The following is a 12164-nucleotide window of genomic DNA, read 5'->3' on the forward strand; positions in this document are numbered from 1 at the left end:
GTGGGCTGGTGGGTGGGTCAGCCGTTGACCGGGGCCACCAATGTCCGCCAATCGGCCGAGGCCAAATTCCGCGCCGGGCTGGTGGAGGCGCAGGAAAACAGCCAAGCCATCGCCCTGATCCATGCCGAGGGGTGCGAGCGGCATCAATTCCGCACCCTGTTCTGCAAGATACAAAAGGTGTGGAACGAGCAAACCAAGGCCTGGCGCAATATTGTGATGTTCGGCACCGGCTATTCCACCCTGTCGATGGCCTTTCCGGTTTTGGTGGTCGCGCCCCGCTACATTCTGGGCAAGATCACCCTGGGCGACCTGATGCAGTCCGCCCAGTCCTTTCAGCACATGACCGGCGCCCTTTCCTGGCCGGTCAACAACCTGGGCGGGATCGCCGAATGGCGCGCCTCGGTGGAGCGCGTTCTCAGCCTGCTGAAGACGCTGGAAACCTTAGACGAGGAACTCGCCCAACCCGACCATTGGATTCAGGTGAAGTGTTCCGATCGGCCGGTGCTGGCCTTCCGCGATCTGAGCATCGCCAAATACGAAGGCCCGGTGCTGGCGAAGAACCTCAATATGGAGATTGCCCCGGGCGAGCATGTGCTGATCACCGGCAACGCCTTCACCGGGGCCAAACTGTTTCGCGCCATTGCCGGGATTCGGCCCTGGGGCAGCGGCGTCATCGAACTGCCCAGCCAAGGCCGGCTGTTCTTCATGCCGCCCCGGCCGCATCTGCCCACGGGTTCGCTGCGCAACGCCATCTGCTACCCCTCCTCCCGCCGGGTGTTTACCCTGGAACAGATCAACGACGCGCTGCGCATGGCCGGCCTGGAGCATCTGATCGAACAGCTTGATCAGGAAGACAACTGGCTCCACTCCTTGACCCGGGAAGAGCAACAACGGTTGGGCATGGTGCGGTTGCTGCTCAACCGGCCCCAGTGGATTTTCCTCCAGGAGGCCTTTGACTCGTTGAAACCCGAAGACGAGGAACGGATGCTGCGGCTGATCTGCGAGCAGCTCCCTGACTCGACCCTGATCACCATTACCCATATGGCCAACGGCGAATCGTTCTATTCACGCCGTTTGGCCCTGTAAAAACCCACACTTCAGGAGATCCTCGATGACGACCCCAACAATGCGTGAACACGGCGGCCCACTGTACGGCGACAAACTGCGCGGCGTCAATCTCGGCGGCTGGCTGGTGTTGGAGAAGTGGATCACGCCCAGCCTGTTTGAAGGTCTGCAGGCCACCGACGAAACCGCCTACTGCGTCGAGTTGGGCGAGGCCGAGGCCACCCGGCGGCTGCATCGCCACTGGAACACCTTTATCACCCGCGACGACTTTGCCTGGCTGCAACGCGCCGGGATCAACGCGGTGCGCCTGCCCGTCGGTCACTGGCTGTTCGGCAAGGACTATCCCTATCACCCCAGCTACAAGGAGATCCAACATCCCTTTGTGGTCGGGGGGATCGAAATCGTCGACAAGGTGTTCGAGTGGGCCTCGGAGTTCGGCCTGCGGGTGCTCCTGGACCTCCACGCCGCGCCGGGCTGCCAGAACGGCTTTGACAACGGCGGCATCCTGGGGGTGTGCGAATGGCACACCAAGGAGGAGTACATCGAACACACCCTGAACGTGCTGGAGCGGCTGGCCGAGCGCTACAAGGATCACCCGGCGCTGCACGGCGTCCAGGCGCTCAACGAGCCGAGCTGGGACATCCCCACCGACCTGCTCAAGCGGTTCACCCTGGAGGCCTACCACCGCATCCGCCGCCATTGTCCGCCCGAACGGGCGACGGTGGTGTTCCACGACGGCTTCCGCAGCTTCCGGGAGTATGCGGGGTTTCTCCAGGAGCCGGAATTCCGCAACGTGGCCATCGACATCCACCGCTATCAATGCTTTGCGCGCGACGACATCGACATGGACATCTTCGGCCATATCCGCAAGAGCGCCGTGGACCTGCGCGACGAGGCGGACGAGATCATTCGCGATTCGGGCTATCAGGTCTATTGCGGCGAATGGAGTTTGGGGCTCGATTTGAAGGTGGTGTCGCTGTGGGCGGAGGGGCCGTTCAACCATGCCCTGGACGCCATGGACGAATTCCAGATGTCGGCGGCGTTTCGCGGCTACGCCTCGGCCCAGGTGCTGACCTTTGAGAAATACGCCGGCTGGTTCTTCTGGACCTATCGCACCGAAACCACCCCGGAGTGGAGCTATCGCAACTGCGTGGACCAGGATTTTTTCCCGGATCTGAGCCGCAAGGAGCAGATGGCGGGCATCCGCAAAATGCTGGATCGGGCAAAATAACAGGCGGCATGGCCGCAGGAGAACCGAGCCATGATCAAGGTGATGAGCTTTAACATCCGCTATGGCCTAGCCGACGACGGGGAAAATCACTGGAACCATCGCAAAGGGTTGGCCCTGGCGCGAATCCAGGCCTTTGCGCCTGACCTGCTCGGTCTCCAGGAATGCCGCGACGACGCCCAGGCGGATTTTGTCCGCTTGGCCCTGCCGGACTACCATTTCTTTGGCGTCCATCGGGGGGGGCCGGGCGACACCGGATTGGAAATGGCCCCCCTGCTGTTTCGCCGCGCGGCATTCACCCTGCTCGACTGCGGCTGCTTCTGGCTGAGCGAAACCCCGGAAATCCCCGGCAGCATCAGTTGGGACAGCGCCTATCCGCGCACCGTGAGCTGGGCACGGCTCGCCTGCCGGACAACGGGCTCGGCGCTGACCTACGTCAACACCCATTTTGATTACCAACCAGCGGCCGTCGACGGCGACGCCGACTGCCTGCGGCAATGGCTCGATCAGCGGGGCAAAGCAACCCCGCTGATCGTCACCGCCGACTTCAACGCTAACAAGCAATCCAACGCCTACCGCCTCCTGACCGGCGACGGCGCCTTAATTGACGCCTATTGCCAGGCACATCCGCACCAAGCGGACGCCCCCACCTTCCACGGCTTTGGCCGCCCCGAGGAGCCGACGGACATCGACTGGATCCTGGTTTCGCCGCATTTCCGGGTTCTGGATGCGCAGATTGATCGTTTTCGCCAAGGGAACCTCTTCCCCTCGGACCATTACCCAATAACCGCCGTGCTCGACTGGAAGGCATAAAAAAGCATGCGAAATGCCCCACGGCCATGCCGGGGGCATTTCAAGGGAATCAATCGCTTGCCACAACATCGTGCGCTTCAACGAAAGCCAGCACCCAACTATTTGTTTTACTGATCAATTAAAAGGCGTTCACACTTTGAATTCTCCAGTGTTAATCCACTCGTTTTTCAGCAGCGACCACCAGTCGACAGCCAATCCTTTCAGGACATACTCAAAAGGCAGCCAGCCATAACCGCCGCTTCCCCATCCTGTTCCCCAAGAGTTTCTGATCAACAAGGCGCCGGTGGTTTCCTTTGCATTATAAGCGGTGTTTTTAATCTTGATGCTGTCGTCGAAACCAACCGCGACAACGGCATGACCGCCGACAATTTTCTCGCCAGAGGTCGGAAATGGAATTTTTCCTGCGTTTGCCGACGCCTGAGTATACGAACTGTAGACGGTAAACCCAAACATGGAGGGAAGTCCTGCGGAAAGGTAGGTTTTGATCTGATTGAGCAACGCGTCCCTGGCAACTCCAGGCGGGTCAAGCCGATAATAGCTGATGGCCTGATAATTTTGGGCAAAGGCGTAGCAGAACGCTGAGGGCTCCTTGTCAAAATCAGCGACCACATATTGCCAATATTCTTCGGGCGGCACGCCAAAGAGCGCCAAGGCGCCCATGGTTGAGCGCAGAAAAGCGCCGGTGTCCCCGGTGGCTTTCATCATGTTGCGCGTGGTTTTATACAAAAAGAGCCGGGAGGCATCGATATGTTTGCCAAAGGCTCTTCTTTCAAAGTACTCGACTATCCCAACGCCGGCGTTGGCCGTGCAGGAACCAAGCGAACCCTGGTTCTCAATGGGAGAACACCAGGGCCTTAAATCAACCGCCGCCGGCAGGGTTGCGCCGGTCGACTTCGTCACTCCAGTTTTGGCAAGCATAGCCTTGACGGAATCTTTTTGCCCCAAGGCCTTGCGGCTTGACGCCACTTCATCGTGTTTCACGGTGTAATCCCTGAAATCAGGATAATCCGGCAACCATCCCATGTGCATCTGTCCACTTGTGTGTTCCATAGCGTCTCACCTCGATTTGGCTCAGGTTATCCGATTGCCTCTTGGAAAATGATATCACTTTCCAGTGCAGAACCATCCTATCAGGGTGTATTAACCCTGATTATTGACGCCAACACAATAAGTTAAAAACGAATATATTCTGTATAGGCAATGTATCAACCCCATGGGTGTCAGCGGCCACTCTGCTAGGGGAATGGGCTGGCAAGAGCACTGCAATAACGACGAGGAAACCTTGCAACCATCCGGTGTGCGCACATTGCCGCTCAGTCTCCGTGCTGACCGACAATGGCACGCTCCATCCCGAGGGCCTCGGTCGACGGCTGTTCTTTTTTGTCATACATGCGTCCAAAATGTCGCTCATTGTTGGACAAAATTGCTCAGCGAAAAACGTCACCCAGCTATTGGCAAAGATCAACAACCACATAACACTTTGTTTTTTAATGTTATTTACATTTCAACGCTTCATTGGCCCTCCGTTTGCTAAATATCAGATAGAGAATCTCCAGGCGCGTCGCCGCAGGCTCGGGGTCATGCAACCACCCTGCAGAAACGACAATCCACTTCCTGGAGCATCGTATTTGCTGTTATGAGCGTTTGAGTCGCGCACCGAGTGCGCATTTTTTTCACCGCACGTTATTCTACTTTTGAATAGCGAGTCAAAGGAGAAACGGTTATGAAAAAGGCGTGTATGATTCCACCGGACTGCTGCGTGATCATCGAAATGGAGCAAGGCGCTTCCCTGGGATACCGAAAAGCGGTTCTTCTGAACGAAATTGAAGCGTTAGGTTCGCTGACCAAGGCGGCCAAGGTGTCGAAAATCGACCGCCAACATGCCCGCGACCTGATTCTGGAGATGAACAGCGTCTTCTCGCAGCCCCTGGTTGATTTCCAGGGCAATTCCCAAAACGCCGACCATGTGGAGTTAACAGCAAAAGGGGCGCGCACGGTCAAATCGTATTGGCAACGATTTGAGCCGGTCTGGCTCTCAATTATCGAGGAACGGGCGCGGCACTACTGAGCGTGGGAACAAGGCGGGGAAAACATCCGAAGGTGAGACATCGCCCCCTTCGTTATTCGTTTAACAAACAACGAAGGGCGGCGACAGCGCGGGGATGAACAGTGTCGGCGTTCGTTGCTCTCCTGGCCGGTTCACAGAGGCAGGGGCGCAGCAAACACCGGAGACGCTCAAGCGTCGATCATTACGCTGGTGGCCTTAATGACAACCCCGACGTCTTTGCCGACGGCCAAAGCCAAGCGCTCCACCGAACTGGTGGTGATGGCGGCAACAACATTGACCCCCGGGGCGACTTCGAGAGTAACCTCAGCCATGACCATGCCTTTTTTGATGTCAACGACTTTGCCTTTCAATTGGTTTCTTGCGCTTAATGCCATGGTGAACCTCCAAAATAAAATTGCAGTGATGGGACAGCAAGCAGATGCCGCCCCGTGTGTCTCTATAGTCGCACCAGACAGGCGGCATGTCAAGCCAACTGGTTATTTTAATTAATAATAACGGGGACCACCATGCAGCCTGGCAAATAGTTAGCGGAAACCCACCAGTTCATTATTTGCTGGTTTCATTGTATTTTATCGAGGCATTTACAGAGAAAAAATCTCCCCGTCATTTAATTTATTTTTTAGAAAAATATTTTGCAATCCGTTGTTCTAATTTTGCATATCGAAGGGACAGGAGCGCACCGCAATCCTCATCAAAACCATGCAAATGAACAGATAAAATCTTCAACATGAGAATAAAACCATGAATATAGCATACACCCCCATCGGATTTTTCAAGACGCCGTTCACTGAAATCAAAGGAATGCCCATTCAGCCCATCGGCGGTCATGGCGTGGAAGGAACCATTGACGTTTTGCCTGAATACAGTGAGGGCTTGAAGGATCTGGAAGGGTTCTCCCACGTGTACGTGCTCTATCATCTGCACGAAATCGTGGGGTTTGACCTCATGGTCAAACCCTTTCTCGACACCGACCGCCACGGCATATTTGCCACCCGCTCGCCCAAACGCCCCAACCCCATCGGCCTCTCGGTCATGCGGCTCAAGGGCGTGTCCGGCAACACGGTACAGCTTGAATGCATTGACGTGCTGAACAACACCCCGGTGATCGACATCAAACCCTATGTGGCTGATTTTGATCGCTGCAACGCCGACCGGTTCGGCTGGTTCGAGGGAAAATCGGCCAATGCCGTGCATCATCGCAGCGACGAACGATTTGCCGCCTAGATTTGCCGCATAACCGATGCTCGAACGCTTCCCTTTCCCTGGCGACAAGGAGACCCTGAAATGATGATTGCTGTTTTGCTGTGCCTGATTGCCTGCTACCTGATCGAGGTTGTCTGCGGCTCTTCGCTTGCAACCTTTAACGCGGAGATTGGCTGCGAAGCAGATTTCGGCGAAGCGACCCAACTGACCAACAGACAATTTTTCCTGCAATTCCTGCCGATTATTTTTTGCAGCGCCGGATTGCTAACCCTGCTGGCGCGACTCTAGCCAAGCGCTATCGCACGCTTGCACTGACTGAACCTGACTGAACATTTCCTGACGGAGGATTGAACAATGGCAACCCTGTTACTGACCCACGGCGCCTTCCAGGGCGGATGGGTCTGGCAAAAGACGGCGCTCCTGCTGCGCGCCCGGGGACATGCGGTCCACGCCCCCACCCTGTCCGGCTGCGGCTATCTCGCCCGGACCGTTCGCCCGGAAGACGACCTGAACGGCTCCATCCAGGACATGACTAACTATCTGGACATGGAGGATCTCAAGGATGTGGTGATCGTTGGCCACAGCTTCTCCGGCCTGATCTGCGGCGCCCTGATGATGCAATGTCCCGCGCGCATCCGTCAGGCTATCTTTGTCGATGCGGCCATCCCCCAGTCCAACCGTAGTTTTGTTGAAATAGCCGGCGAGCAGTTCAGCCAGATGTTGCAGATGCATCGCCTGGAAAACGATCTGGTCCGCCCCTGGCCGGCCAAGGTGTTTGGCGTGGCCGAACCGGAGGCGACCTGGTTTGAGGCGCGTCTTCGCCCGTTTCCTTACCGGGCCTTTCACACCCCTTTTCCCGGCGTCTTTGATCCGGCCAAGACGCCCACCAGCCACATCGCCTGCCTTCAGACCATGAGTCCTTTTATCCGCGAAATGGCGGAAAAAGCCCGGGCCTTTTCCTGGCCAACCTACGAACTCGATTCCGGTCACTGTCCAATGATCACCTGCCCGGAACAACTGGTCGAGATCATGGACGCAATCCTGCAATCAGGCGCCACAAACACGTGATGCCACATCCTGCGGGAAGCGACCTCGGCCTGGAGGCGGTGCTGGTCAAACGGCTGGCCCAGTACACGCTGGAGGTAAGTCTGCGCTGCGCCCCCGGCGCCACGGTGATCCTGACTGGCCCTTCGGGATCGGGCAAAACCACGGCCCTGCGCTGTCTCGCTGGATTGGAACCGATTGACGGCGGACGCATCCGCTTCAACGGCGGATGCTGGGACGACGCCGCCACCGGCCGGCACACGCATCCCCGTGATCGCGGCATCGGTTTTCTCTCCCAGGAATATGCGCTTTTCCCGCACATGACCCTGCGACAAAACATCCGCTTTGCGCTGCACGGGCCGGGTGATTCGGCGGAACTCCTGGAGGCCGTGGGCATTGGCCATCTCGCTCACCAACGGCCGCATCAGATTTCCGGCGGCGAACGGCAGCGGGCGGCGCTCTGCCAGACCCTGGCCAGCCGCCCCAGACTGCTGCTGCTGGACGAACCCTTTTCCGCCCTGGACATGGAAAACCGCCGCCTGCTTCGCGAGATGCTGCGTCACGCCCAGGCAGAGTCGCAGCTTGCCATTGTGCAGGTGACCCACGACCTTGCCGAGGCCCTGAGCGTGCCGGCGCAGATCGTTGCCCTGCGTCAGGGCCGAGAGGATGCCGGCTGGCTGAACCGGCAAAAGGCGCTGCTCATGGACGACCTGCACCGGCTGCAAGAGACTCGGCAAGAAGTTCAGCAAGAATCCCAAGCAGCGGAACCGATTTCCGCCTAACCAACTGTTGCTACATGACAACTTTTCAACATCACTCTGGAGGACGTATGCGTTTTTTTCGATGTGTTGCGGTGTTCATCCTGCTCATCTGCTGCCAGGCAACCACTGTCCTGGCCGAAGACGGGCTGATCATCGCGGCGGGCGCCGGGTACAAACGACTGGTCGAGCAGGCCTGCGCGGCCTTCACCGCCCAATCCGGCATTCAGGTGCAGCAGGTGTTCGGCAACATGGGCCAGATCGTTCCCCAGGTGAAGGAGAGCGGCAATTTCGACTTTATCCTGGGCGACAAGAGCCATCTGGAGACCACGGACCTTGCTTTTTCCGGAGAATTGGTGATTGGCAGAGGCAAGCTGGTCGCGGTGACCGCCAAGGAAAGCAAGCTCGCCAGCCTCGACCAGTTGACCGACCCGGCGGTGACCCGCATTGCCGTGGCTGATTCCAAAAAGGCTATCTATGGCCACGCCGCCGCCGAATTCCTCACCCGCAAGGGCGTATGGGACCAGGTGCAGCCCAAACTGCTGGTGGTCGGAACCGTGCCGCAGGTGACCGCCTATGTGGTCAGCGGCGAAGTGGACGTCGGATTCATCAACCTGACCGAGGCCATGGCCGTGGCATCCAAGGTTGGGCGAGTGCTTCCGGTGGACGAAACCCTGTATTCGCCGGTTCTGATCGTCGCCAAACGGATGCAGCAGAGCCCGCACGCCAAGGCGGCCGACGCTTTCGTCGCCTTCCTGCAGACAGCGGAAGCTCAGGCCCTGATCAAACAGCATGGCTTGTAATGATCGATTGTTCCTGGTTGCTGACCGTTTTCCGGGAACCGGTCACCCGCGATTGCATCGCCCTCAGCCTGAAAGTCGCCGCCATCGCCATGCCCCTCTTGGCGGTGTGCGGCGTTGGCCTGGGGGTTGTGCTGGGGCGCGGCGCAGGCCGCTTGCTCTCGCTGCTTGATTTCGTCGTCACCCTGCCGCTGATTTTCCCGCCGATCGCCACCGGCTTTCTCCTTTTGATGCTGCTGGGACGGCGCAGCTGCATTGGTTCCTGGCTCAAAAACGCCCTTGGCGTTGAGCTGATCTTCAGCTTCTGGGGCGTGGTCCTGGCCGCCTTCATTGCCGGCCTGCCCCTGATCGTCAAGCAGGTGCAGGCGGCGGTTCGCAACGAAACCAACCGCCTGATCGAGACCGCCTCGGTGCTGGGCAAATCGCGAACCACCATCTTTTTTCGGGTTGTTCTCCCCTCGCTGCGCACCAGCATTGCCATCGGCCTGTCGCTGGCCTTTGCCCGCTCTCTGGGCGAGGTCGGCGTCACCCTGATGCTGGGCGGCAACATTGCCGGCAGAACCAACACCATCTCCCTGGAAGTCTACAACGCCGTGTTCACCGGCGAATACGAACGGGCCTTGGCCCTTGTTTCCTTGCTTGGCGCAATTTCCCTGCTGCTTATCGTCCTCACCCGACGCCTGGGCAGGGAATAGCCCAGGTTGCAAGCGGCCTAGCGGCCTGCAGGGTTTGCGCTTTTGCGCATTGATATTGTCCTCCTGGCCGCCGCAGCTCGGCATTGAGCCGTAACCCCCTCGCATCCTCTCCACTTTTCCCTACAAATCAATCTGTTGCCGACGGGCTATCAACACGGGACCTGCTCTTTTCGCTTGCCGCCATCGCTATACTTTTGTAAAAATATCGAAAGCAAAAAATCGCCGCCAGGCGCCTACGCAGTTCCACAATCAATTGAAACAACAAGGAGAAAAATCTATGCGCTTTTCTATTGGGTGCGCGGCCGCGCTTGCGCTGTGCGCCACGTTCAGCGGCTGGGCTGGAATCGCCCGCGCCGACAACGACAAGGGACCGGAACAGGTGGTGATTCAAGCCGCACTGGATGCGGAAAAAGTGGCCAAGCCGGCCTATCTACCACATCAGGCCCATCAGTGGCTGGAATGCGACGGCTGCCATCACGGCAAGGGGCCGGGCGGCAAAATGGCAGACTATGTGCCCGGTCAAAAAATCGAAAAATGCGAGACCTGCCACAACAGCAAGGCCGGCATGCCGCAGATGATCGCCACCCTCAAGCGAGCCAGTCATCTGCTCTGCATGGAATGTCACCTCAAGCAGGACAAGGAGCTCGCCCGCTGCGGCGTCTGTCACACCAAGAAATGAGTGCTTCTCACCAATCCATGATTTCAACCCAAGGACACACCATGCCTTCTGAAAACAACGACACCAACAAGGGATTGTCCCGCCGGCAGTGGATGCTCGGCACAGGGGCGCTGGCCACAACCGCCGCCCTGACGCATCTGGGCGGGCTGCTTCGTCCGGCCCAGGCCACAGGCGGAACCACCGAGAAATGGCCCTGGCCCTACGAAAAACTCGACCCGACCGTCACCGCCGAACTTGCCTACAAAGAGTGGTACCGCGTTTTCTGCGGCTGCGCGGTGATCAGCAGCGTGTTCACCCAACTCAGGGAAAAGGTGGGCGAGCCTTACACCTCCTTTCCCATCGATGCCTTTGTCTTCCTTGAAGGCGGCATTGCCAGCTGGGGCACGATCTGCGGTTCCAACGCCGGGGCGAACATCGTCTCCAACCTGATCATCGGTCCCCGAATCGCCGGCGCCGACGCGGGCCACCAGATCGGCACGGACGTGATGCAGTGGTATTGCGAGTCTGCCCTGCCGGTATTCAAACCGAAAGAACCGAAGATCCACGCCGTCATCCCGCAGACCATCAGCGAATCGCCTCTTTGTCACGTCTCGGTGGGCAAATGGATGGCGGTTGCCGACAAACCCGTGGGCAGCCCCGAGCGCAAAGACCGGTGCGCCCGGGTGACCGCCAGCGTCGCCTATCATCTGGTCGAGTTGCTCAATGCCTGGAAGGACGGCAAATACGAGGAACAGGGCGATTGGACGCCGATCTCCGATCACGGCATCAACGCCCAGCCCAACTGCATGGAATGCCACAGTGGCGGCGTGCCGCAGGCGCCCATGGCCAAAAGCTGATCCTCTTTTTTCAAACAAACGAACCTGATTTGTCATAATCACACACTCACGTCTCCTCCCCGCCCCCGGCCGAGGAGACGTACAATTGGAGATACGCATGTCCACAATTGACTATTCGGAGATACAGGAAATCCTCATGCGCGAGCTGCGCCTTATGCATGCCCCTGTTGCCATAAAATATTTCTTTGATCCGACGGAGCTTGCCGCTTTCCAGGCAAACTCGCCGCATTACACGCCGGCCAAAGCGCTCACCTTCTGCCAGGCTGAGATTGGAGCACGCATGGAAGGCCTTACGGTGCTTGTGGAGCAGGAAAAATTGGGGTGCGCCAACGCTCGCTATGTTTTTGGCTGGAAGGAACTTGATGAAAGCGAGGTGAAAAGCCACCTCAAATACTGCACGGGCCTCGATCAGGCGCAACGTGTGGTGGAAGGCAAGCCTCGGTTAACCAAGCGCAAACTGCTGGCCGTCTCTGTCGGCCCCTTGGCCCACACTGTAGACCCGCCTGACGTGGTGCACTTTTATTGCGACAATATGCAGGCCTACCATATTTTGGGGGATTGGATGGCGATCCAGGACGTCCATCCTTTTCGCCCTTCCTTGAGCGTAAACTCTGCGGCGTGCGGCGGCAATGTCTTTGCTTTTAACGAGAAACAGGCTAATTTGTTTCTTGCGTGCAGCGGCAGCTACAACTCGGGCAAAACCGAACGTGGAGAAATCAATGTCGCCATCCCTGGCGAACACATGCTGGCCGTTACAGAACGGATGAGGTCCCGTCTCCAGGAAAAAGGCGGCATTTCCATAACCCGTCCTGGCAATCCATTCCCAGGAGCCGACATCTGTAAAAATTGTCCTCTCATTCTCTTTAAAAAAAGCGACAAGGGCACAACCCCTGCGATGTAGGGCCGTTAGCCGTTAGATTTTGACGTGACGGCGGCGTGAAAAAAACTGGTGCGGACACGTACATTCTCAATGCA

General features: G+C 57.9%; 15 protein-coding genes. 13 read left to right on the forward strand and 2 right to left on the reverse strand.

The window, feature by feature from the left end; genetic code table 11:
* From RCH93_RS10220 to RCH93_RS10230, 3 genes are all read left to right on the forward strand, one after another.
* Positions 1 to 1086: ABC transporter ATP-binding protein/permease (locus RCH93_RS10220; protein ID WP_306548289.1), on the forward strand; the 1086-nt coding region annotated here is incomplete at its 5' end.
* Between the two features lie 25 nt (positions 1087 to 1111).
* A complete protein-coding gene (locus RCH93_RS10225; RefSeq protein WP_306548290.1) occupies positions 1112 to 2296 on the forward strand; it encodes a glycoside hydrolase family 5 protein in 1185 nt (394 codons plus the stop codon).
* Between the two features lie 30 nt (positions 2297 to 2326).
* Positions 2327 to 3106: an endonuclease/exonuclease/phosphatase family protein gene (locus RCH93_RS10230; RefSeq protein WP_306548291.1), complete on the forward strand. Its 780-nt coding sequence runs from the start codon at positions 2327 to 2329 to the stop codon at positions 3104 to 3106.
* Between the two features lie 129 nt (positions 3107 to 3235).
* Here RCH93_RS10230 and RCH93_RS10235 read toward each other — a convergent pair whose 3' ends face one another.
* Positions 3236 to 4156, reverse strand: coding sequence for a C1 family peptidase (locus tag RCH93_RS10235; RefSeq protein ID WP_306548292.1), 921 nt, complete (start codon positions 4154 to 4156; stop codon positions 3236 to 3238).
* A gap of 673 nt (positions 4157 to 4829) precedes the next feature.
* Here RCH93_RS10235 and RCH93_RS10240 point away from each other — a divergent pair.
* Positions 4830 to 5174, forward strand: a complete 345-nt coding sequence (locus RCH93_RS10240) for a winged helix-turn-helix domain-containing protein (RefSeq protein ID WP_306548293.1) — start codon at positions 4830 to 4832, stop codon at positions 5172 to 5174.
* Between the two features lie 167 nt (positions 5175 to 5341).
* On the opposite strand, the gene RCH93_RS10245 is transcribed toward RCH93_RS10240, so the two are convergent.
* Entirely contained in the window at positions 5342 to 5548 is a 207-nt protein-coding gene (locus tag RCH93_RS10245; protein ID WP_306548294.1) for a molybdopterin-binding protein, read from the reverse strand.
* Positions 5549 to 5915: 367 nt separating this feature from the next.
* Between RCH93_RS10245 and tsaA the strand changes: the two genes are divergently transcribed.
* The 9 genes from tsaA (at position 5916) to RCH93_RS10290 (ending at position 12090) form a co-directional block, all read left to right on the forward strand.
* On the forward strand, positions 5916 to 6398 hold the full coding sequence (gene tsaA / locus RCH93_RS10250; protein ID WP_306548295.1) for a tRNA (N6-threonylcarbamoyladenosine(37)-N6)-methyltransferase TrmO: 483 nt from the start codon (positions 5916 to 5918) through the stop codon (positions 6396 to 6398).
* 60 nt (positions 6399 to 6458) lie between these two features.
* Positions 6459 to 6665, forward strand: coding sequence for a hypothetical protein (locus RCH93_RS10255; protein ID WP_306548296.1), 207 nt, complete (start codon positions 6459 to 6461; stop codon positions 6663 to 6665).
* 66 nt (positions 6666 to 6731) lie between these two features.
* Positions 6732 to 7445: an alpha/beta fold hydrolase gene (locus tag RCH93_RS10260; RefSeq protein ID WP_306548297.1), complete on the forward strand. Its 714-nt coding sequence runs from the start codon at positions 6732 to 6734 to the stop codon at positions 7443 to 7445.
* The gene (locus RCH93_RS10265) at positions 7445 to 8203 is read left to right on the forward strand and encodes a sulfate/molybdate ABC transporter ATP-binding protein (RefSeq protein WP_306548328.1); all 759 of its coding nucleotides are present in this window, start codon (positions 7445 to 7447) and stop codon (positions 8201 to 8203) included. Before RCH93_RS10260 ends, RCH93_RS10265 begins: the two co-directional genes overlap by 1 nt.
* A gap of 47 nt (positions 8204 to 8250) precedes the next feature.
* Positions 8251 to 8982: a molybdate ABC transporter substrate-binding protein gene (gene modA / locus RCH93_RS10270; RefSeq protein ID WP_306548298.1), complete on the forward strand. Its 732-nt coding sequence runs from the start codon at positions 8251 to 8253 to the stop codon at positions 8980 to 8982.
* Positions 8982 to 9674: a molybdate ABC transporter permease subunit gene (modB, locus tag RCH93_RS10275; protein ID WP_306548299.1), complete on the forward strand. Its 693-nt coding sequence runs from the start codon at positions 8982 to 8984 to the stop codon at positions 9672 to 9674. Before modA ends, modB begins: the two co-directional genes overlap by 1 nt.
* A 277-nt stretch (positions 9675 to 9951) precedes the next feature.
* Complete coding sequence (locus RCH93_RS10280; RefSeq protein ID WP_306548300.1) at positions 9952 to 10353, forward strand: cytochrome c3 family protein; 402 nt, start codon at positions 9952 to 9954, stop codon at positions 10351 to 10353.
* Positions 10354 to 10394: 41 nt separating this feature from the next.
* Positions 10395 to 11189 (forward strand): C-GCAxxG-C-C family protein, encoded by a 795-nt coding sequence (locus RCH93_RS10285; RefSeq protein WP_306548301.1) that lies wholly within the window; start codon positions 10395 to 10397, stop codon positions 11187 to 11189.
* A 97-nt stretch (positions 11190 to 11286) separates the two neighbouring features.
* Positions 11287 to 12090, forward strand: a complete 804-nt coding sequence (locus RCH93_RS10290) for a DUF169 domain-containing protein (protein WP_306548302.1) — start codon at positions 11287 to 11289, stop codon at positions 12088 to 12090.
* The last annotated feature ends 74 nt before the right edge of the window (positions 12091 to 12164 follow it).

The sequence above is a fragment of the Desulfobulbus sp. genome, from assembly GCF_030824455.1.
Classification (GTDB): domain Bacteria; phylum Desulfobacterota; class Desulfobulbia; order Desulfobulbales; family Desulfobulbaceae; genus Desulfobulbus.

Coding starts and splice junctions, on each gene's coding strand:
- RCH93_RS10230 (WP_306548291.1), top strand. CDS start 2,327: ATGATCAAGGTGATGAGCTTTAACATCCGCTATGGCCTAGCCGACGAC.
- RCH93_RS10255 (WP_306548296.1), top strand. CDS start 6,459: ATGATGATTGCTGTTTTGCTGTGCCTGATTGCCTGCTACCTGATCGAG.
- RCH93_RS10235 (WP_306548292.1), bottom strand. CDS start 4,156: ATGGAACACACAAGTGGACAGATGCACATGGGATGGTTGCCGGATTAT.
- RCH93_RS10240 (WP_306548293.1), top strand. CDS start 4,830: ATGAAAAAGGCGTGTATGATTCCACCGGACTGCTGCGTGATCATCGAA.
- RCH93_RS10280 (WP_306548300.1), top strand. CDS start 9,952: ATGCGCTTTTCTATTGGGTGCGCGGCCGCGCTTGCGCTGTGCGCCACG.
- RCH93_RS10260 (WP_306548297.1), top strand. CDS start 6,732: ATGGCAACCCTGTTACTGACCCACGGCGCCTTCCAGGGCGGATGGGTC.
- RCH93_RS10225 (WP_306548290.1), top strand. CDS start 1,112: ATGACGACCCCAACAATGCGTGAACACGGCGGCCCACTGTACGGCGAC.
- RCH93_RS10265 (WP_306548328.1), top strand. CDS start 7,445: ATGCCACATCCTGCGGGAAGCGACCTCGGCCTGGAGGCGGTGCTGGTC.
- modB (WP_306548299.1), top strand. CDS start 8,982: ATGATCGATTGTTCCTGGTTGCTGACCGTTTTCCGGGAACCGGTCACC.
- RCH93_RS10290 (WP_306548302.1), top strand. CDS start 11,287: ATGTCCACAATTGACTATTCGGAGATACAGGAAATCCTCATGCGCGAG.
- RCH93_RS10285 (WP_306548301.1), top strand. CDS start 10,395: ATGCCTTCTGAAAACAACGACACCAACAAGGGATTGTCCCGCCGGCAG.
- modA (WP_306548298.1), top strand. CDS start 8,251: ATGCGTTTTTTTCGATGTGTTGCGGTGTTCATCCTGCTCATCTGCTGC.
- RCH93_RS10245 (WP_306548294.1), bottom strand. CDS start 5,548: ATGGCATTAAGCGCAAGAAACCAATTGAAAGGCAAAGTCGTTGACATC.
- tsaA (WP_306548295.1), top strand. CDS start 5,916: ATGAATATAGCATACACCCCCATCGGATTTTTCAAGACGCCGTTCACT.